At 52.6% G+C, this 19474-nt stretch carries 17 protein-coding genes and 1 pseudogene; 9 read left to right on the top strand and 9 right to left on the bottom strand.

The features are described 5' to 3' along the window. Positions 1-44: 44 nt before the first annotated feature. Entirely contained in the window at positions 45-2531 is a 2487-nt protein-coding gene (locus tag PMI41_RS14965; protein WP_008126204.1) for an EAL domain-containing protein, read from the bottom strand. A gap of 446 nt (positions 2532-2977) precedes the next feature. Between PMI41_RS14965 and PMI41_RS14960 the strand changes: the two genes are divergently transcribed. The 9 genes and pseudogenes from PMI41_RS14960 to PMI41_RS25635 all read left to right on the top strand — a co-directional run bounded on the left by PMI41_RS14960 (position 2978) and on the right by PMI41_RS25635 (position 9752). Continuing rightward, positions 2978-3736 (top strand): GntR family transcriptional regulator, encoded by a 759-nt coding sequence (locus PMI41_RS14960; protein ID WP_008126202.1) that lies wholly within the window; start codon positions 2978-2980, stop codon positions 3734-3736. A 42-nt stretch (positions 3737-3778) separates the two neighbouring features. Then, positions 3779-4615, top strand: a complete 837-nt coding sequence (gene kduI, locus PMI41_RS14955; RefSeq protein WP_008126200.1) for a 5-dehydro-4-deoxy-D-glucuronate isomerase — start codon at positions 3779-3781, stop codon at positions 4613-4615. After that, positions 4612-5367: a 2-dehydro-3-deoxy-D-gluconate 5-dehydrogenase KduD gene (kduD, locus tag PMI41_RS14950; RefSeq protein WP_008126199.1), complete on the top strand. Its 756-nt coding sequence runs from the start codon at positions 4612-4614 to the stop codon at positions 5365-5367. The genes kduI and kduD overlap by 4 nt, the downstream gene beginning before the upstream one ends. A 34-nt stretch (positions 5368-5401) precedes the next feature. Then, positions 5402-6085 (top strand): amino acid ABC transporter permease, encoded by a 684-nt coding sequence (locus PMI41_RS14945; RefSeq protein ID WP_008126198.1) that lies wholly within the window; start codon positions 5402-5404, stop codon positions 6083-6085. A gap of 10 nt (positions 6086-6095) precedes the next feature. Beyond that, entirely contained in the window at positions 6096-6749 is a 654-nt protein-coding gene (locus tag PMI41_RS14940) for an amino acid ABC transporter permease (protein WP_008126197.1), read from the top strand. After that, positions 6733-7461 (top strand): amino acid ABC transporter ATP-binding protein, encoded by a 729-nt coding sequence (locus PMI41_RS14935; protein WP_008126196.1) that lies wholly within the window; start codon positions 6733-6735, stop codon positions 7459-7461. Before PMI41_RS14940 ends, PMI41_RS14935 begins: the two co-directional genes overlap by 17 nt. A gap of 38 nt (positions 7462-7499) precedes the next feature. Beyond that, the gene (locus PMI41_RS14930) at positions 7500-8291 is read left to right on the top strand and encodes a transporter substrate-binding domain-containing protein (RefSeq protein WP_008126194.1); all 792 of its coding nucleotides are present in this window, start codon (positions 7500-7502) and stop codon (positions 8289-8291) included. 327 nt (positions 8292-8618) lie between these two features. Continuing rightward, positions 8619-9104 (top strand): annotated as a pseudogene (locus PMI41_RS25640) (thiamine pyrophosphate-binding protein); the annotation flags it as partial. A gap of 123 nt (positions 9105-9227) precedes the next feature. Further along, the gene (locus tag PMI41_RS25635) at positions 9228-9752 is read left to right on the top strand and encodes a thiamine pyrophosphate-dependent enzyme (RefSeq protein ID WP_348225806.1); all 525 of its coding nucleotides are present in this window, start codon (positions 9228-9230) and stop codon (positions 9750-9752) included. Between the two features lie 70 nt (positions 9753-9822). On the opposite strand, the gene repC is transcribed toward PMI41_RS25635, so the two are convergent. The 8 genes from repC to PMI41_RS14885 all read right to left on the bottom strand — a co-directional run bounded on the left by repC (position 9823) and on the right by PMI41_RS14885 (position 19465). Continuing rightward, positions 9823-11130: a plasmid replication protein RepC gene (gene repC, locus PMI41_RS14920; RefSeq protein ID WP_008126190.1), complete on the bottom strand. Its 1308-nt coding sequence runs from the start codon at positions 11128-11130 to the stop codon at positions 9823-9825. A 253-nt stretch (positions 11131-11383) separates the two neighbouring features. After that, the gene (gene repB / locus PMI41_RS14915; protein WP_008126188.1) at positions 11384-12454 is read right to left on the bottom strand and encodes a plasmid partitioning protein RepB; all 1071 of its coding nucleotides are present in this window, start codon (positions 12452-12454) and stop codon (positions 11384-11386) included. Between the two features lie 8 nt (positions 12455-12462). Continuing rightward, positions 12463-13737 carry a plasmid partitioning protein RepA gene (gene repA, locus PMI41_RS14910; protein WP_008126186.1) on the bottom strand — a complete coding sequence of 425 codons (1275 nt, stop codon included), beginning with the start codon at positions 13735-13737 and terminating at the stop codon, positions 12463-12465. Positions 13738-14031: 294 nt separating this feature from the next. Further along, complete coding sequence (locus tag PMI41_RS14905; RefSeq protein ID WP_008126184.1) at positions 14032-15051, bottom strand: GlxA family transcriptional regulator; 1020 nt, start codon at positions 15049-15051, stop codon at positions 14032-14034. A gap of 326 nt (positions 15052-15377) precedes the next feature. After that, on the bottom strand, positions 15378-16430 hold the full coding sequence (ugpC, locus tag PMI41_RS14900) for a sn-glycerol-3-phosphate ABC transporter ATP-binding protein UgpC (protein ID WP_008126182.1): 1053 nt from the start codon (positions 16428-16430) through the stop codon (positions 15378-15380). 17 nt (positions 16431-16447) lie between these two features. Further along, positions 16448-17290, bottom strand: a complete 843-nt coding sequence (locus tag PMI41_RS14895) for a carbohydrate ABC transporter permease (protein WP_008126181.1) — start codon at positions 17288-17290, stop codon at positions 16448-16450. Beyond that, the gene (locus tag PMI41_RS14890) at positions 17280-18185 is read right to left on the bottom strand and encodes a sugar ABC transporter permease (RefSeq protein WP_040854989.1); all 906 of its coding nucleotides are present in this window, start codon (positions 18183-18185) and stop codon (positions 17280-17282) included. The genes PMI41_RS14895 and PMI41_RS14890 overlap by 11 nt, the downstream gene beginning before the upstream one ends. An 8-nt stretch (positions 18186-18193) precedes the next feature. Then, positions 18194-19465 (bottom strand): sugar ABC transporter substrate-binding protein, encoded by a 1272-nt coding sequence (locus PMI41_RS14885; RefSeq protein WP_008126178.1) that lies wholly within the window; start codon positions 19463-19465, stop codon positions 18194-18196. Between the last annotated feature and the right edge of the window lie 9 nt (positions 19466-19474).

Raw genomic sequence — 19474 nt, 5'->3', positions numbered from 1 at the left:
AATGCTAGTTTGCACCTGTCCTGAATTAGAATGGTTCTGCAGCTCTAACTGACAACCTCGTCTGTAAACATTGCGGCATTCTCGTCGTAACGCGCCAGAAAGGTCTGTTCGTCGATTGATTTGCCGAACCATGGACCCCGGCCAAAACTACAGCCGCATTCTATCAGTGGCTGGATAATAGCATGATTATCAATGCCAACGGCTATCCTTTCCATTCCCAATTTGCGAGCGAGTTCGCACGCCGCCTCCAGAATGATCCGTTCAACACCCGGTTGCTCAATTCCGCGATAAACATCCGGCCCGATCATCATCCCATCATACTGCAAAGCAGTGGTTCCATTAACCGTGGAATGCGCCATTGCGAACTGATCGATTGTCAGGGAAAAGCCGAGCTTTCGCAGTTTGCGCATGACCCGGAAAATCTGCTGATCTTCAAGCATCGCCGTATTCTGTGTGATGATGAAGTTTACTTCCGGAGCACTGATGTTCCATTCCGCCTGGAGCTCGGTTACCCGCTCGACAAACAATGGGTCCATCAGCTGGGCATATGAAAGTTTAACGCCGATCAACAGTTTCTTGTCCGGACTGCGGCGCTTGAAATCGTGCAGGAACTCAAAAGCCCGCGACATGACGAAAAGCCCGAGATGCCGTATTGAACCATTACGTTTCAGAATGGGCATGAACTTGTGTGATCTGATCTCGCCAAATTCAGGATGATGCCAAACGACGCTCGCTTGCGCTTCAACAATCTGGCCTGTGCGAAGTTCTACTATCGGCTGGTACACGACCAAAAACTCACCACGCGCGATAGCCTGTGTTATATCACCGCCAAAATCCAGAACTGCCCGCAGATCCTGAATGAGTGCGGGATTATACCAGACGGCATCTTCACTTTTCGTTTCCTCGGCATAATGCATGGCTTCATTGGCCCTGCGTAAAAGAGAGTCGAACAACTCTATCTGACCGTGCTTCGACGATACGGAACCGGCAATATTGAGCAAAATACGGATACCATTGTCTTCGTAAGGCAATCGCATGGCAGCGAGCACCTGCTGCATGTGAGCAATGTCGATCCCCTCGGAAGACTGGAAAATACACGCAATCTGGTTGTTGTTCAGGCAGCCGACCACACCGCCTTCAAACATTGTTCGAACCGTGTTTATCCTGTCAATCAGCAACCGCGTCAAAACCGCATCGCCAAAGACACTGGCTATCTGGTGATAGTTGCGTACCTTGATAAGTATAAGGTCGACATGGCCTTCCCGCGTACTTGCAAGATCGAATGCCCTAGCCAATCCTTCCCGATTGAGAAACCCTGTGACGGGGTCATGATAGGCTAGAAATTCAAGTCTTGTCTGATTGCGATGCAGAACAAAACGCATTCGTTCAATGACAGATGCCAACAAGCCAATTTCTTTGATGCCGGTTGAAATGGAGATCGGTGTCTCAAGCTTCAGATCACCGACGTCCGTCACAGCCCGGGAAAGCTTCATCAATGGTTTGACAACAAGGCTGGCAGTGAGTGCAGTCAGGATAATACTGATAAGAAACCCTGCCAATAACAGCGATATTTGCCGCCAGTCCCATGCGATCTGCTGGGACAGGCCTGGGTCCAAAGTAACAGCCACGCGCCATCTGTGAAGGTCTCCCGAGCCCAAAGGTATTGCATCAGCCTCCTGCACGGGCAGAAGTGCGGGCGATACCGTAACCTTTTCGTTCTCGATAAAAATACGCTCTGTTGAAGGGGTAATTATCGAAATCTTTTCAACAGTGTGGCCGGACGTCACACGCTTGAATAACGCCCCGATCTCGTTGATACACATATCGGCCCCGAGTACGCCCAATGGTTTGCCGTCGGGGTCATCAATGCGGACGATACGGGTCAATGACCAATCTTGTAGCGCACCTTGTTGACATAAATTGTTTGCATTATCTCCATGATAGGGAGCACTCCACACCGCAGATTTGCCTATCATACCAGCCTGATACCAGCCCTGCGAATAGAGATCGAAGACAAAACTAAAAAGTTCACGACCAGCCAGCGTGACTGCAAACCTGGAGGGATTATCCTCGATCGAGTCAAAGCGCCCAGCAAACTCCACCTGTTTTTCCTGGTAGCGGAAGGCCCCATTCAATCGACCATCCATTCCGCCGAAGCGAATGCCGGCAATTTGCAACGGCACCAGATCAGGTTTTAGATACTCCTTCTGGATCAGAGAATTTACGCAAGCCGTTGTTTTACAGCCTGCGGCTTTAATCTGCCGCGTCACACCATCCACATATTGTTCGACAGGAGTGATGAGATCGCTCAATTGACGGCCAAGATCAAGTGCGACGGCCTTCGACATGCGTTCCGAATAGGCCTTGGTGAGTTCCGAGCGGTGGTCCCGCAAAGTAAGCCCGAATCCGATGAATACCAGGATCAGGAGCGTAAGCAGCGGGAGGCCAATAACGGCAATAACAGGTATGCTAAATTTACCCTCTGGTGTCCTGTCGGATGGCATCTGATTGTCAATTTCCATATTATTCATGGAGCTTTCCAAAAAAATCGCACAATATCGATAGTAAAACTGCGGGGCAATCCTGATAGTCTAATGTTTTACTGGTTATGCGCCTGAAGGCACTGATACCAACTGAGTATTGTATTAATATTTCAAAGAACTGCCCGTTCTTATCGAAATCTCGCGCAAGCTAATAAATTCAGGTATTCGTGACGGCCTGAAGTTGCATTCTTAAAACAGATACAACCGGCCACAATCTAATTGGTTCGGTGTATATGCGTAAACCGTGCAACGCATAATTGCAACAAATTTTCCTCCAGCCCCGTCACGCCAATTTATTGCAAAATCGAGTCTTGTCAAAACTGAAATATTAGAATATTTATATTTCAAATCCTTTGGGAGGAGGTAGTTTTGCCATATGAAAATCCCTTATTTGTGCTGTTCGAGGCCGCCTATGCGGGTGAATTCAGCTGACAATGATCGATAATCCAGCCCTTCCCTCCGAACGAAAGCGCGACCGGGCACACCCTCTTGCCACGTCCAGCACGGATTATGTTCAACAGCGGGCTGCCACGCCGCGCGCTGCAACCCATATTTACAAGCAGCTGCTCGACGACATCATTTCATTGCGCCGCAAGCCGATGGAACCCATTCTCGAGAAGGAAATCGCTGCCCAGTTCGGCGTAAGCCGTACGCCTGTCCATCAAGCGGTTTTGCGTCTCGCCGATGACGGACTCATCGATATATTCCCGCAATCTGGAACCTTCGTTTCACGCATTCCGCGGCGAGCGCTTTACGAAGCGATCCTCATTCGCAAATCGCTCGAAGAAACCACGGTAAAGCTTGCTGCAGAACAGTCCAATGCGGCAGATATTGCCCGGCTTGAGCGCACAATTGCCGATCTCGTGGCTGCGGAAACCTCCGGCGACAATGAACGTTTTCACGCTGCGGATACAGATTTCCATCTCTCGATCAACTCAATTGCCGGATTTCCCGGCATCTGGAACGTGATCCAGCAGGTCAAAATGCAGATTGACCGTTACCGGCGCCTGACTCTGCCGCTGAGCGGCCGCCTCACGCGGGTCATTGGCGAACATGAAGCCATTCTGGACGGAATAAGGCGGCACGATATTGCTCATGCAACCGAGGCAATGGGCTTCCATCTCGGGCAAATGCTGAGTGAGGTGAAGGATACGGCAAATGTCGATCCGGCATTCTTTATCGATGATTACTGACCGCCTGCAGCGCGGCAAAACACAGACATGCAAGGGTTTGAAATGAAGATTGAAGTAAGACAGGTTTGCCACCCGGATGCGGTCCGTAGGTTCGACACCGACGAATTGCGCCATCATTTCCTGCTGGAAAATCTGTTCGAAGCCAATGAGATTACTCTAACCTACAGCCATATAGACCGGCTGATCATTGGTGGGGCAGTTCCTGCATCAAAACCTTTGACGCTTACAGCTCCCACCCCTGTCGGACAGGATTTCTTTCTGGCGCAACGCGAACTGGGCGTTTTCAACATTGGCGGCCCGGGTAGAGTTTCTCTCGATGGCACAGTGCATGAGCTTGCCGCCCGTGACTGTCTCTATGTCGGCAAGGGTGTAGTCAATGTGGTATTCGAAAGTATCGATACGGCGAATCCGGCAAAGTTCTATCTGCTGTCTACCCCGGCGCATGCAGCCCATCCCAGCGTTCTCATAAAGCCCGAACAGGCCAACAAGGTTATACTTGGCGATCAGCTTACCGCCAACAAGCGTACGCTCTTGCAGTATATCCATCCTGATGTCTGCGAAAGCTGCCAACTTGTCATGGGGATGACCCAGCTTGAGCCTGGCAATATGTGGAACACCATGCCCTGCCATACGCACGACCGGCGTTCGGAAGCCTATCTCTATTTTGATCTCGCCACGGACACCCGCATATTTCACATGATGGGTGAACCCACCCAGACGCGGCATATGATTGTTGCCAATGAACAAGCGATCCTTTCACCCGGCTGGTCAATTCATTCGGGTGTTGGCACGGCCAACTATGCATTCATCTGGGCCATGGGCGGCGACAACAAGAGTTTCACGGATATGGACCACGTACCAATGAGTGTATTGCGATGAGCAATCTTTTTGATCTTCACAACAAGGTGGCAATTGTTACCGGCGCCAACACCGGAATTGGTCAGGGCATAGCCCTCGCTCTTGCCCAAGCTGGCGCATCAATTGCAGCAGTGGGGCGTTCCTCCATGCATGAAACCCGACAGCTGGTAGAGGCGGCGGGCGTTCGTTTTATCGAGATCAAGGCCGATCTGGCTACGATAAAACCTGTTGGAACGATCATCGATGAAACACTCAAATCATTGGGTCAACTGGATATTCTCGTCAATAATGCAGGGATAATCCGGCGTAATGATGCCGTTGATTTTACCGAAGAAGATTGGGATGCCGTTATCGACACCAATCTCAAATCGGCATTTTTCCTGTCACAGGCTGCAGGGCGGCATATGATCAGCCAAGGGCATGGCAAGATCATCAATATTGCTTCGCTCCTGTCGTTTCAGGGTGGCATCCGCATCCCGTCCTATACGGCTTCGAAGAGTGGACTTGCAGGAATTACGCGTCTGCTTGCCTGTGAATGGGCTGCTAAAGGCATCAATGTAAACGCCATAGCACCGGGCTATTTCGTCACCAACAACACGACGGCTTTACGCGAGGACCAGGACCGGAGCGCGCAAATTCTGGCGCGAATTCCAGCTGCGCGTTGGGGTGAACCATCCGATATTGGCGGCGCGGCGGTATTCCTTGCCTCGAAAGCTTCCGATTATGTGCATGGAACAGTTTTGCCGGTTGATGGTGGCTGGCTGGCGCGATGAGAAAACGTAAGCGCATAGTTACAATAGGTAAGCCATGAATTACCAATTCGATTTTGCGGCACTTTTGCCCTATTGGCGGGACTTCGTTGCGGGAGCGATTACCACAATCGAAATGACTGTGGTCGCTGTGGCTATCGGACTGGTTATCGGCGTGCTGTGTGCAGTTGCGCGACGCAGCGCCTATGCCTGGCTGCGTCTGGTGGTCGGCATCTACATCGAAATCGTGCGCAACACGCCTTTCATAGTGCAAATATTCTTCATTTTCTTCGGCCTGTCCTCAATCGGCATTACCATGCCGGTTTTCTTTGCCGCCGTCTTTGCCATGGTGATAAATGTAGGGGCCTATACGGCGGAAATCGTACGGGCCGGAATGGAAGCCGTTCACCCAAGCCAGATCGAGGCAGCGGAAGCTCTCGGACTCTCGCGCTTCCAAATCTATCGTGAAATCATCCTTATGCCCGCAATCGAGCGGGTCTACCCGGCGCTTACCAGCCAGTTCATTCTGATGATGCTGTCCACGTCCATTACATCGCAGATCTCCGCAGAAGAACTGACCGGCGTCGCCAATAACATCCAGTCATACACTTTCCGGTCTTTCGAAACCTACATCGTTATCGCCCTGCTCTATCTCGCAATCACTTATCTGCTGCGTGCGGGTTTTCATCTCATCGCGCTTGGAATTTTCCCGCGCCGCCGCCGTCTCGGCACACCTTTGTGAGGATGAGAACATGACAGGCGGCTTCACCACAAATCATCTGGTCTATCTGCTCAATGGCTTACTTTGGACAGTCATACTTTCAGCACTCGCGTTTCTGCTGGGCGGCGTTGCCGGGTTTTTCGTCATGCTTGCGCGCACATCAACCATGCGCTGGCTACGACGTGTTTCGCTTTTTTATGTCCAGTTTATCCAAGGCATGCCGTTGCTGATCCTGATGTTCGTCATCTATTTCGGCCTTGGTGTTGTCGGCATTGAAGTACCACCACTCGCCGCCGCTGGCCTTGGAATGATGATCTATTCCAGCGCCTATCTCGGCGAAATATGGCGTGGCTGCGTCGAATCCGTCCCGCGCACACAGTTCGAAGCGGCTGAATGTCTTGCCCTCACCCGCTGGCAAACACTGAAAGACGTGATCCTGCCTCAAGCGTTGCGCATTGCGACACCGCCAACAGTCGGTTTCATGGTGCAGCTTATCAAAAACACCTCGCTAGCATCGGTTGTCGGCTTCGTTGAGCTGACGCGGGCAGCGCAGGTTATCAATAATTCGCTTTTCCAGCCGTTTCTCGTTTTCGGCATAGCAGCCGCATTTTACTTCTGCGTTTGTTACCCGCTTTCGGTCTGGAGCCGTTCGCTTGAGAGGAAATTGAATGTCGGCCGCCGTTAAGCTCAACGAAGTCATCAAACGCTTCGGTAATATCGAAGTGCTCAAGGGTGTTTCCTTCGAAATCGAAGCCGGCGAAGTCGTGGCGCTGATCGGGCAGTCGGGTTCCGGTAAAAGCACGGCCCTTCGCTGCATCAACCGGCTTGAAACCATCCAGGGCGGCACGATTGAAGTGTGCGGGCATCAGGTTGATTCGCCCAATCTTGATATTCGCGCGTTGCGGCAGGATGTCGGCATGGTGTTCCAGAGTTACAATCTGTTTCCTCATATGAATGTTGCCGAGAACATCATGCTGGCGTTGCGCCGCGTTAAAAACATCGGACGCGGCGAAGCAATGGAAACCGCTAAAGCTGTTCTTTCGAAGGTCGGCCTGCTGCAGAAGATCGATGCCTATCCTGAGCAATTATCCGGCGGCCAGCAGCAGCGCGTTGCAATTGCCCGCTCATTGGCGATGCAACCAAAAGTCATGCTTTTCGACGAGGTGACCTCCGCGCTTGACCCGCAGCTGACGGGTGAAGTTTTGCGCGTCATGGAAGATCTTGCAAAGGGCGGCATGACCATGATCGTCGTGACGCACGAAATGGCTTTTGCCCGCAAAGTCGCAAATCGCGTCATCTATATGAATACCGGCCGGGTCTGGGAGACCGGGACAGGAGAAATGCTCGTTCGACCGCAAACGCAGGAATTGAAAGATTTTCTGGCGAACGATCTCTGACAAAACGAACCTCATAATCAAAAACGGGAGAGAGAATAATGAAACTGCTTACCAAATTCGGCATAGCCGCAAGCGCGGCCCTGCTCATGCTGGCATCTGCGGCTCACGCGGATTCGCTGGAGAACATCAAGAAGGCGGGCAAGGTTCGCATCGCCGTTGCCATGGGCATTCCGCAATATTCCTATGTTGACGAAAACCTGAAGCCTACCGGTTCTGATGTTGAAACCGCAAAGTTGATTGCCAAGGATCTTGGCGTTGATCTCGACCTGATCGAAATCACCAATGCTGCGCGCGTCCCTACAATCCAGACCGGTAAAGCCGACATTCTCGTCTCGGCACTTGGTATCACCGAAGAGCGCAAGAAGGCTGTCGACTATACGGTTCCATATGCAACGCTCAGCATTATCGTCATCGCGCCAAAGGAAATCGCGATAAAGAACTATGCCGATCTTGCAGGCAAACGTATTGGCGTTACTCGTGCCACGACAAACGACATGGACATCACGAAGAATGCTCCCGGCGCACAGATCGTTCGCTTTGAGGACGATGCAACGCTTATCACTGCGGCAGTCACCGGCCAGCTCGACATTATCTCAAGCCAGTCAGCAGTTCTTGGCGGCATCAATGCCAAGCGTGCAGGCAAAGAACCACTGGAAGTGAAATTCACACAGGCGGAAACCAATCTCGGTATCGCCCTGCCGAAGGGCGAAAAGCCATTGCAGGATTGGCTCAACACCTGGGTAAAAACCAATTTTGACAATGGCACGCTGCGCGAAGTATTCCGCAAGTATCAGCATCGCGAATTGCCGGACGATCTCACATCACGTTGATCGGAACTTCAACTGATTGAGGGAATGGGGCGCTTCGGCGCCCTTTTTTCTTGCTCTCTAGCTCCAGCGTTGACGGGACAATCAATTCCGGTTACTGAATCCGGTCATGAAAGCTGCAATGGTTGTTCTGGTGGTGGGATCGCGCATGGGCAGGATGGTTTGACCATCCGGCATTAGCACCCATGCGCGGCAAACAGGCTCCTGACGGGGCTTTTTTTATGCCCGGAATTTAGTCGCCGGTCCGCCCTGTCACAACCATCCACACAATCATTGCACAAAGGAACTGCCATGACAGGCAAGTATACTAAAAAATCCGCGCGCCCTGAAATGACTGGAGCAGAGATCGTTCTGCAAGCATTGCGCGACAATGGCGTAGAACATATTTTCGGTTATCCGGGTGCAGCAGTGCTACCCATCTACGACGAGCTTTTCCAGCAAACAGATATCAGGCACATACTGGTGCGCCATGAGCAGGGTGCCGGTCATGCCGCCGAAGGCTATGCCCGTTCTACGGGGAAAGTTGGTGTCATGCTGGTAACGTCCGGGCCCGGAGCGACGAATGCTGTCACGCCGCTTCAAAACGCAATGATGGATGCCGTGCCTCTGCTATGTCTTTCCGGACAGGTGGCAACCGGACTGATTGGCACCGATGCATTTCAGGAGTGCGATACTGTCGGTATCACGCGGCCATGTACCAAGCATAGCTGGCTGGTAACGGAGGTAAATGAGTTGGCGGCGACAATTCACCGAGCCTTCCAGTTGGCACAATCTGGTCGACCCGGGCCGGTGCTCGTCGACGTGCCCAAAGACATTCTTGTTCAGACTGCATATTACACTGGGCCCTCCGCGATTGCCTTTCCGGAGCATTATATTTACCCCGCTGCGGCTGGCGTAAAGCCACGGCAAACTGCTCTGCATTGGCCGCCGTCGGTTACAATGCATCGGGCAACAGATGACGCGACGATTGGACAGCGATATGCGCTCGACCGGCTCTTCGAACTGACCCGCGATCATAGACCCTATATAGCTGCAGATATGAATCTGCACAGCGGTGGACCTGCCCGGTTCATTGATTCCGATCGCTGGATCGTGCCAAGCGGTTTCGGTACAATGGGATATGGTCTGCCAGCTGCGATAGGCATGCAAATCGCCTATCCCGAAAATCTTGTCATCGACATCGCCGATGCGTCATCAGTTCAGACGACAATGAAGGAACTCTCAACCGCCATTCAGTACGATGCCCCGATCAAGGTTTTCATACTGAACAATGGGCGTATGGGATTTGACGGTCACTCTTACTCGAACGCCCTGCCCGATTTTTTAAAATTGGCAGAAGCGTTCGGGGCGGTCGGCATTCGATGCGACGAGCCAGACGATCTTGACGAGGCAATAGGAGAAATGCTCGCGATAAGGCGGCCGGTTTTATTCGATTGCCGGATCGGTAACCATCTCATGACGTAGATCAATGAATTATCACCACGTGTGGTTGCTGATTTCATTGCCGCCACACGTGGTTCGAAAGCCAGCCACATCAAGCCCGCCCCTCCCCGTTCAATGCCTTGATGACGGGAATGACGGAATACTGTCCAATCTCGGCACGATCAGTAAGAGCACGTAAATATCCGCCGGGTGACCGGATATCGCTAACACGTTCCAAAATAGCAGCGATCGTAATCGACGCATTGATATCCCCCATTGTATCCCGGGCCCTTTCCCAGGCATCCGGCGAAACTCCCAGCATTGAGCGGACTACTCCTGCCGCTTGCATCAAATCCTTCCAATCGTGAATGCCGCCTCGAGTATAATCCCGAATTTGCGGGCAAGCCGCCAGAACCGCATCAAGCGGCATGGGAATAGATTTCGTTTCCAGCTTGGGCCAATCCTCGGCAGCGCCAGCAGATTTCACATTTCGGCGGGCCGTATCCAACCTTTGGCGAAGTTTAGTCATCGCTGCAGTACGACCAGGTGTCGTCGTGGCAGGTTTGGTTTCGCCATTTTGCCTCTGGCCCTTTTCTTGGGCCCTTTCAAAATTGGGGTCTATATTTGAATTCTGAATATGGCGCTCAAAAATGGAGTCAGTGCCGCTCATTTCATTGTCTGAAAGTGTGTCCAGATATGCTTTTTCCACCTTAACCCGAAGGATCGACAATGCATCACATCTGCTCCGAAGGGTAGCGAGTGGCAGATGCCTGCTGACCCGCCCCGACAGCGCTGCTAGCTCATCCGCATATCCGCTCCAGTCACCTGCACGCTCTTCACTAAGGCCCGCATCAATGGTTTTGGATACATCCCGCAGATGAATAGTGATCTCGCTGCGCACGCGGTGAATGGCCCGTGCTAAATCACGCGCCTGGATGGCATGCGCTTCAATTTCATCAGCGCGCAGCGCCAAGGGTGACAGATCAAAGCCGAACGCGTGCTCAATCTCCCCGGTCTCTCCCCGGCGGGCGTAACGCTTGCCATTCGGGCTATCACGACGAATGATCAAACCCGTTTCAACTAACGCCGCCAGATGCCGGCGAATTGTCGCGGACGACATGCCCCGCGTGCGCAATGATAGCTCAGCATTTGATGGGAAAACGATAAGCGGCGCACTACCGTCGAGTAACGTATCCGGATAGAAGCTGAGTAGAGCTTCCAGCACCGCAATTGTACGGTCGGATAGGAAAAACGCTGCGCGTGCCTCGGTTAGCGAGCGCAATAGAGACCATTTTTCCGGTTGATCTCCACCAGTTTCATTCAGCTTTTTTCGCGCTCTTGCTGTCTTTTCCTGCGCCGCAAATATGGCGTGCGACAGCGATCGCCCGCCAAATGGCGACGTTGCAAAACGATCAGTCATGTTCCTTCACCTCAATTTGAGGCAATGAAAAGGTGTGCCGGAACGCGTCCGACTCTTGACAAGTCAGGGTGGAAGTGATTCTCTAAAATTGCTACATTGAAGAGGGCTTCCGGGGCGGTAACGTTCTGGGGGCCTTTTTTCTTGCCGTTATTTCCTTCTCTTTTGTCCTTTGAAACGGTTCTCGACGAACCGGCTAACTCAACGCTTACTCACACACTAACCGGCTTTGTGATCATGTGGATAAGTCACCACGCTATTTGTCACTTGTCCGGCTGTTGTAACGGGCGAGCAGTGCTTCAAGCTCGTCCGCTACGAATGCTGCAAACCCTTGCGAAATATGGTCGGCGAAGGTCAGAACCTGCCTTGCTCCATCTGAATTCAGACGCGCAATTGCTCCAGTGTCTGCGATTTTTCTATCCACGGCAGGCATTGTATTGCGCGTTGGCAGTGCAACAGGCTCCACACGCTTGAGCAATCTTTCGAAGATGCGGTTGAAGCGTGTATTGCTGTCTGCGGTGCTGAAAGGTTCCAGCGTTACCTCATTCAGTGCAATGGCCTGGGCTTCACCGGATTTAAGCAGCTCGGCAAATCTGACCCAGCGCGGCCGGCCAATCTTCGGTGCGGGGCCAATCGCCCGCACGATGGGATAAGGAACCGCGGCCGCAACTTGCAGGAAGCGTGTCATCTCTGCCTTGTCGATCGACAGTGCATCCTGAACAAGTCCACGCTCAAAGCCGCGCTCTACCAGATTTCGCGCGAAGAATGCGCGTTCGATAAAGGAAAGGTCGCGGCGTTCCGTATTTTCCTTGCCCTGAGCAAGAACCAGCTGAACATCGCTGAGCTCGCGGACAATCGCCTGCACTGGCTTGCCAATTCGCTGTGCTGCACGTAACCGGCGATGGCCGTAAGCTGTCTGATAATGACCGGGTCTTTCCGGATGCGGTCGCACAAGAACGGGCACCTGTTGACCATTCTGCTTGATACTCTCAACGAGATTTTCGAAATCCTCATCCAATCCGGCCGCATGGCTGAGACGATCCTCTACAAAAGAGGTCTCAACCAGTCCGGGATCAAGCTCAACGACACGCTCCACACCTTCAAGGCTTTCCTTCAGGCGGCGAGCGTCCTCAATCTCGCGGGACATGCCACCCAGCGAAAGCCCCATGGCCTTTACCGCACCCGATGCAGCGCGCGGTTTCTGCGCCTCGCTTGCAATGTTCGGAGCAGATTGGGGTTCGGCAGGTTTTGGCTCGGGCGCTGGTATGCTTTCCACGGTTCCGAACAGTGCCTTGAGCTGATCCCTGCGGTTATTGCCAGTCATCATCGCATCCCTCACACCGGCCGTTTCCAGGCCTTGTATATGAGGCTCTGGATTTCGGAATTGACGGAAGTCAGCGATTCAATTGCGCGGTCGTAGGTCGCGCGGGTGAAGCTGTCACGGGATACTTCATAAAGCGTTTGCTTGGTGAGCCCCGCATCAGAAAAAGCCGTCGACTTCACCACTGATGAGGTGAGCACCCGATCTCCAAAGAGCGAGCGGAGAAAACCTGCAATTTGCTGCTGCGGGGCATCATTCGGCTCAAAACGCGTAATCAGGTAGCGCATGAAATCAAAATTGAGTTCGCCGCCAGCCTCACGCACAACCGCGAGCAGGTCAGCTGTCATGAACAGAAACTGGCTCATCGAAGCGACATCGAGCATTTGCGGGTGAACTGTCACTAGCACCGATGTTGCGGCGCAAAGGGCCGACAAGGTCAGAAAGCCGAGCTGCGGCGGGCAATCGATGACAACAACATCGTAATCATCGGACACAGTATCGAGTGCGGCCTGAACGCGGGCGAAGAACAATTGCTGCTCAACAGTTTGCGCTGCGCCATGTTGCCGGTCCGCCAGCATTTGCGGCGTCGTATGCTCGAATTCCTGTAACTCCAGATTGCCGGGAATGAGGTCAAGACCATCAAAATAGGTCTTGCAGATTATATCGCGTAGAGGACGACGTTCGCCATCATAGCGGATCGCACCGTAAAGTGTGTCATTGCCTGTCAGATCCAGCTCTGGCTGGTAGCCGAACAGTGCCGACATGGAGGCCTGCGGATCAAGATCGACGGCAAGGACACGAAAACCCGACATTGCCAGATGCTGCGCAAGGTGCGCGCTTGTCGTGGTTTTGCCTGAGCCACCCTTGAAATTGGTTACGGCGATAACCTGCATGTGTTCTTCGGCAGAGGGATCGCGATGCGGCAGATAAGTCTTCGCTTTTGCGCCACCGGCTTCGGCCAGATGACGGCGCAATGCGTTTATCTCGGCCAGTGTGTAAAGTCTGCGTCCACCGCTACCTGTCTCCGGCTGTGGTCCCTCGCCTGCAATCGAAAGCTGACGCAGATAGCCATCGGATACGCCAATAAGCTTTGCAGCCTCGCCGCTGGTGAATTTGCGCAAGGTCTTTAGAGCTGTAGGCGGAAACAGCCGGTTTCGCATGGCCTGAAGCTGCGCCGAAAGCATTTCCGCATCCGCAGCAATGGCTCTGTCTGCCGGCAAGGCAACAGGCAAAGAGACATCAGCCGCCAAAGACGTGCTCGGTTGATTTGCCTGTGCTGCGTGCATCATAGTCAAGTCGATATCCTGTGCGCTCGTTAGATTGTCTGTCGGCGCACAAGCAACATGCGCCGATTCGACATAAAAACCAAAGGGGTAACGCCAGACAGAGAAATAACGTTGTAAGCCGGCACTAACACTGCGAAAGCTTGGTAACGTTTATTTTGCCGCAAACCCCTCAAAACCGTAACCAAGGTGCTGAAATATACGAGTCGCGTCAAGAACTTTATAGTTAACGGAAATTAACCAATAAGGCAGCCCGCATTTGCGCGCTCTGCAGGATATCCCCATAGGGCACAAATGAGCCTAGAGATGTGCGGATCGTGGGTTCGATTTGCGGAATTCCCGCGGAGTGCTGGCAAAACGGCGGCGAAACATCCTGCTGAAATGCGAAGAGTCAGCGAAGCCACATTCTATCGCGATAGTTGTGAAAGATTTGTCGGTGTTCTGGATCAGCTGTCTCGCCAGCGATAATCGCATGTCTATGAAAGCCGCCTGCGGCGAGTTCCCCAAGGCGCGCCTGAAATGCCTTTCAAGCCGCCGCTTGGTGACACCCAGATGCTTGGCGATCTGATCAACAGAGATCGGTGAATCGAGGCTCTGCTGGGCCAAAAGCAATGCTTTGCGAACAAGAACATCGTTCGTGCTCAAATCAAGCACTGGGCTTGGCTGAGGCGTCTCTTCCACCTCGGCTTCGTTAATCATCATTATGCGCAAGCTCTTGGTGGCTGGCTTCCTGCCAATATGTCGCTCAACAAGAAAGGCTGCCAGATGCGCAGAACTTGCTCCACCCGGACAGGTCAGGCGATCACGATCAACGATGAATATCTGGTCCGAAACAGGCTGGAGGCCATCGAACTGCTCCAGAAAATCTGCATGGTGAAACCAGCTGACGCAACAGCGATAACCATCCATCAGCCCGGCGTGATGCAAAATGAATGCGCCAGTACAGACACCGATAAGCGGCACTTTCAATGCCGCAGCCCGCTGGAGATAACGTACATATTCGGGATCAAGATTGTGGATTTCGCCAATAATCCCGCCCACGACTGCGATGTAATCAAACTTGCCCGGGTCCCCCAGTCGCTCATTGGGTTCAACCATCACACCGCTGCTGGAGGCAAGGGGATGCATGGAATGCGACAGGACACTCCACTCGCAGCGGATCGGGCGGCTACGATCCCCCTCATCGGCCGCCAGCCTCAGAACATCAATAAAATTGGCAAATGCATTTAACGTGAAGCGGCGCGCGAGAATGAAACCAACAGATAGCGTTGGTGCATCCGAGGGCTTTCGGGCATCTTTCATTGACCAGCGCTCGCGCATGGATACCCTTCTCACTGGTCGCTTACATAACATCCATTTGACGCACTCATTCTGTTCGAGTGCGAAAATCCAGCAACGTGTTTACGAGTTTTTTCGGTCGCGGCCAAGTTGCGGGATGCATCATGATACCAATATACGCCGCTTTCATCTTGCTTGGCCCGATATGGGGATGAAATTTCATCTACATGAATCGGCCGCTAACCTCATCAGCGCTGAGCAGATCGTGTTTTTACGAGTGTTTTTCGGGTTTCTGCCAATTGCCTTCTCGGCTTGACGCAAGTGCGCCATCAGATCGGCCGGCAGTACCTACTTCATGCGACAATCAATCATTCCAAACGATGACCGTCTTTCGCTGAAAACATATGCAGCGCTTCTGTTTTGAACCCGATTTTGACACCGGAACCGGCTTGCAATGCCAACCGCTCACGGAACAATCCTGTTATGGGATTATCCGCGAGTTGAACGGTGATCTGGGTTTCATGCCCCATTGGCTCGACCAGCAGAACTTGTGCCGCAAGGCCGCCTTCTTCAACCGTAAGGTGTTCGGGCCTGATCCCGACTGTCACATCGTCGCCGATATATTTTTTTGCTTTTTCCGGAAGAGGTATGGTGATGCCGGAAACGGCGAGACCATCCGCATGCACTTTTCCGGAGATGAAGTTCATTGCGGGTGAGCCGATGAATCCCGCTACGAACCTGTTTGCCGGACGATCATATAGCTCCAAAGGCGTGCCTGATTGTTCTATCCGACCGGCGTTCAAAACCACGATTTTATCAGCCATCGTCATGGCCTCCACCTGATCATGGGTAACGTAGATCATGGTGGTTCTCAGTTTGTCGTGCAGCGCTTTAATTTCGCCGCGCATGACCACGCGCAACTTTGCGTCGAGATTTGACAGCGGTTCATCAAACAGGAACACCTGCGGGCTTCGCACGATAGCTCTTCCCATTGCTACACGCTGACGCTGTCCACCCGACAGCTGGCGCGGATAGCGGTCAAGCAATGGTGTCAGGCCAAGTATGCCTGCCGCCCAATTGACCCGTTCCGATATTTCGGACTTGCTGGTGCCTCGGTGCTCCAACGAAAAGCCCATATTGGTGGCGACAGTCATGTGCGGGTACAGTGCATAGTTCTGGAAAACCATCGCGATGTCCCTGTCTTTCGGATCGATGTCATTGACGACACGCCCTCCAATGGCAACCTCGCCGGAGGAGATTGTCTCCAGCCCCGCCACCATGCGCAAAAGGGTTGATTTCCCGCAACCGGACGGGCCAACCAGAACGACGAACTGACCATCCTCAATATCAAGATCAATACCGTGTATGATATCGACATTGCCGTAGGATTTGCGGGTATTGGTGAGGGTAACTTCAGCCATGAGATATCTATCCGTTTTCAGCCCTTGAGGCCGGTATGCGCCAGGCCTTCAACGAAATGCTTCTGCGCTATGATGAAAACAATGAGCACCGGCAATGCAGTCAGCGTTGCGGCAGCCAGTTGGATGTTCCACATGGGCCCGCCATAGGCATCGGTAAACTGCGTAAGCGCCTGCGGCAGTGTGAATTTGTCTGCGCTGGACAGGAATACTATCGGCTCAAGATAGAGATTCCAGCTGTGCAGGAATGTGAATATGGCAACTGATGCAAGCGCGGGACGAGACAGCGGTAAGGCGATCTTTGTAAAAATCTTGAACCGACTGAGACCATCCACGCGGGCTGCTTCTTCCAGTTCAGCCGGAAGTGAAATGAAAAACTGGCGCATGACAAACGTTGCGAACACGCTGGGCGCTCCAAATATCGGAACAAGGATCAAAGGCCAGTGTGTGTTGACCATTCCGAGTTTCAGGAACAGCTGGAACAGGGGAACGATGGTGACTTCTGACGGTATCAGCAGGCCCAAAAGCACGACCATGAAAATGGCATTGGCAAAGGGAAAACGGATGCGGGCAAACGCATAACCGGCCATCGAAGATATGCCCATTGTGCCAACGGTCACAATCGCAGCAATATAGGCCGAATTCCAGTATTGCTTTGCAAATGGTTGCAGAGTGAACACTTGGCCATAGGTGGTGAAATCCCAGGAATCCGGTATCAGCCGCGGCGGAAAAGCGAAAATCTCGCTCACGGGTTTGAATGAGGATGTCACCATCCACCATGTCGGGAAAACAAAGGGAATGAGGAGCACGCACATCGCTCCATAGACCATGACCTTAGCGCGCGGGGACAATTCAGCTTTCATAGAAAACCATCCTTTTGCGCAATTGCCATTGGGCAAAAGTCAGGACCGCGACGATCACGAAAAGCATGATCGACAAGGTGGAACCATAACCGAAAAAGTGAAACTGGAACGCCTGCTGGTAAAGATAATAGACTAGCACGGTCGTCGAAACACCCGGCCCACCTTGGGTGAGCACGGCGATCTGAGCAAATACCTGCAAGGAACCAACAATCGTTATGATGGAGGTCAGCAGGATAGTTGGACTGATCATGGGCAGCATAATGCGGCGGAACTGCTTGAAGGAAGATGCACCATCGATGCGGGCAGCTTCGTAAAGCTCGTTCGGAACACCCTGCAACGCCGCAAGAAACAGGATCATATTGAGCCCAACATTTTTGAAAACCTGAACCACAATCACCGAAATCATCGCCGTGACAGGCTCCCGCAACCAGTTAGGCCCCTCTATGCCGACTGTCAGCAGCATGCCATTAATGCCACCGTTCTTCTGGAGCAGAAACCCCCAGACAATGGTCCAGGCCACCAAAGAAACGACCACTGGAGAAAAGAACAGGGTCCGGAATACAGCGATACCTCTGAGTTTCTGGTTGAGAAGCACCGCCAGAAGAAGCGCCAGACTCATGTTGAGAACAACCAGACCGAATGAGAAGAGTGCTGTCGCCCCCAAAACCGATGGAAGCGACGAGTCTTCAAGCAGCATCCGGTAATTTTGTGCCCCGGTATAGGTGAAGGTATTGGCGAGCACATTCCACTCATGCAGCGAATACCAAAAGACGAGGCAGAGCGGCAAAAGCACAAATGCAATGATACCGATAAGTTGCGGCGCAATGAACAGATAACCGGCCAGGCTATCGCGGCGGGCCATGGTCCAGAACTGGGATGCGTGCCTTGCACTCATGCTATTGTCTAGCGCTTCAAAAGCGGGCTGATCTGCCCGCAGATTTTCTGTGTCGCGGCGGCAATGTCCGTTTGCGGAGTCCATATACTATCGAGTCCGGCACGAACCATTTGTTGGATTTGCGCAAAGCCGGTATGCCCCGGAATGACCTTGCCGGTCGAGATTCCAGCGATCACCACCTTATCCAGTTGCTCCTGCGACAGGAGTGGATTGGTTTTCTTCAGTGTTTCCGCGTTCAACAGGGATTTGCGTGCTGAGGGAAAGAACTGCGCCAACTTTGCCGAGTTTTCAGGATTGGTCATATAGCCGACGAAATCTGCAGCAATGTCCGCATGAGCACTCGACTGCATGACGCCGATACCCGCCTGCCCTATCAGGGCATATTCTCCGGCTGGACCTGTTGGCAAAGGCACGAGATCCCACTCGAAACCATTCTGTTTTGGCAGCAGGGACGCGCGACTGATCTGTGTGATTGTCATCGCCGCATCGCCAGCAAAGAAGTCCATATTCTCGCCGGGACCTGGCATGGCCTTGTTTTTGAAAACAGCATCATGAATGAATGACAAGGCATCAGTCATGGGCTTTTCACCAAAGGTGCAATTCTTGCCATCCTCACTCCACGGTGAGGCCCCCCAGCCATTCCATATGGCAGCAAGATTTTGCCAGTTCTGATAATTGAAATCCCGGACGATAAGCCCGCCCTTGCCCGTTTTACCTACAGCAGAAGCTGTTTCGATGGCCTTTTCCCAAGTCCATTCGCCGGATTTGATCAATTCGGCAGGGGTCTTTGCTCCTGCTTTGCGAATGAGATCATTATTTGCAAATACCGCGAAGGGTGATGTTGAAAATGGATAGGCGTAGAGCTTGCCATCCTTGGACCAGCGTTCAGTAGCACCAGAACTGACTTCATCAAGATTATAGCCTTTAAGGGCAGCGAGCTTGTCACCCAAGGGATAGAGAGCGCCGGAGCTGACAAAGTCATAGGCGGTGGTCTCGAAAATCCACGCCATGTCAGGTGCATTGCCACCGGCGATCTGTGTTGTCAGTGCAGTGGTATAAGTCTCGAATGGCAGTGACTCATAGGTTACGGTCACATTTGGATGAGTTTGTTTGAAACCTGCCGCCATATCGTTGAAAAGCTTCAGGTGCGCCTCATTGGCGCTCCAGATCGTCATGCGAAGCTTTACGGCGTTCTGCGCTGATGCATTGCCAAAAACCGTAAGCGAAAGACCAATTGCCAATGCAGCGACGCATGATTTGAGACTGATATGGTTAGACATGTTTCCTCC

Source organism: Phyllobacterium sp. YR531 (genome assembly GCF_000282595.1).
In the GTDB taxonomy this organism is placed as follows: Bacteria; Pseudomonadota; Alphaproteobacteria; order Rhizobiales; family Rhizobiaceae; genus Phyllobacterium.
This window is presented reverse-complemented; position numbering and strand designations above follow the sequence as displayed.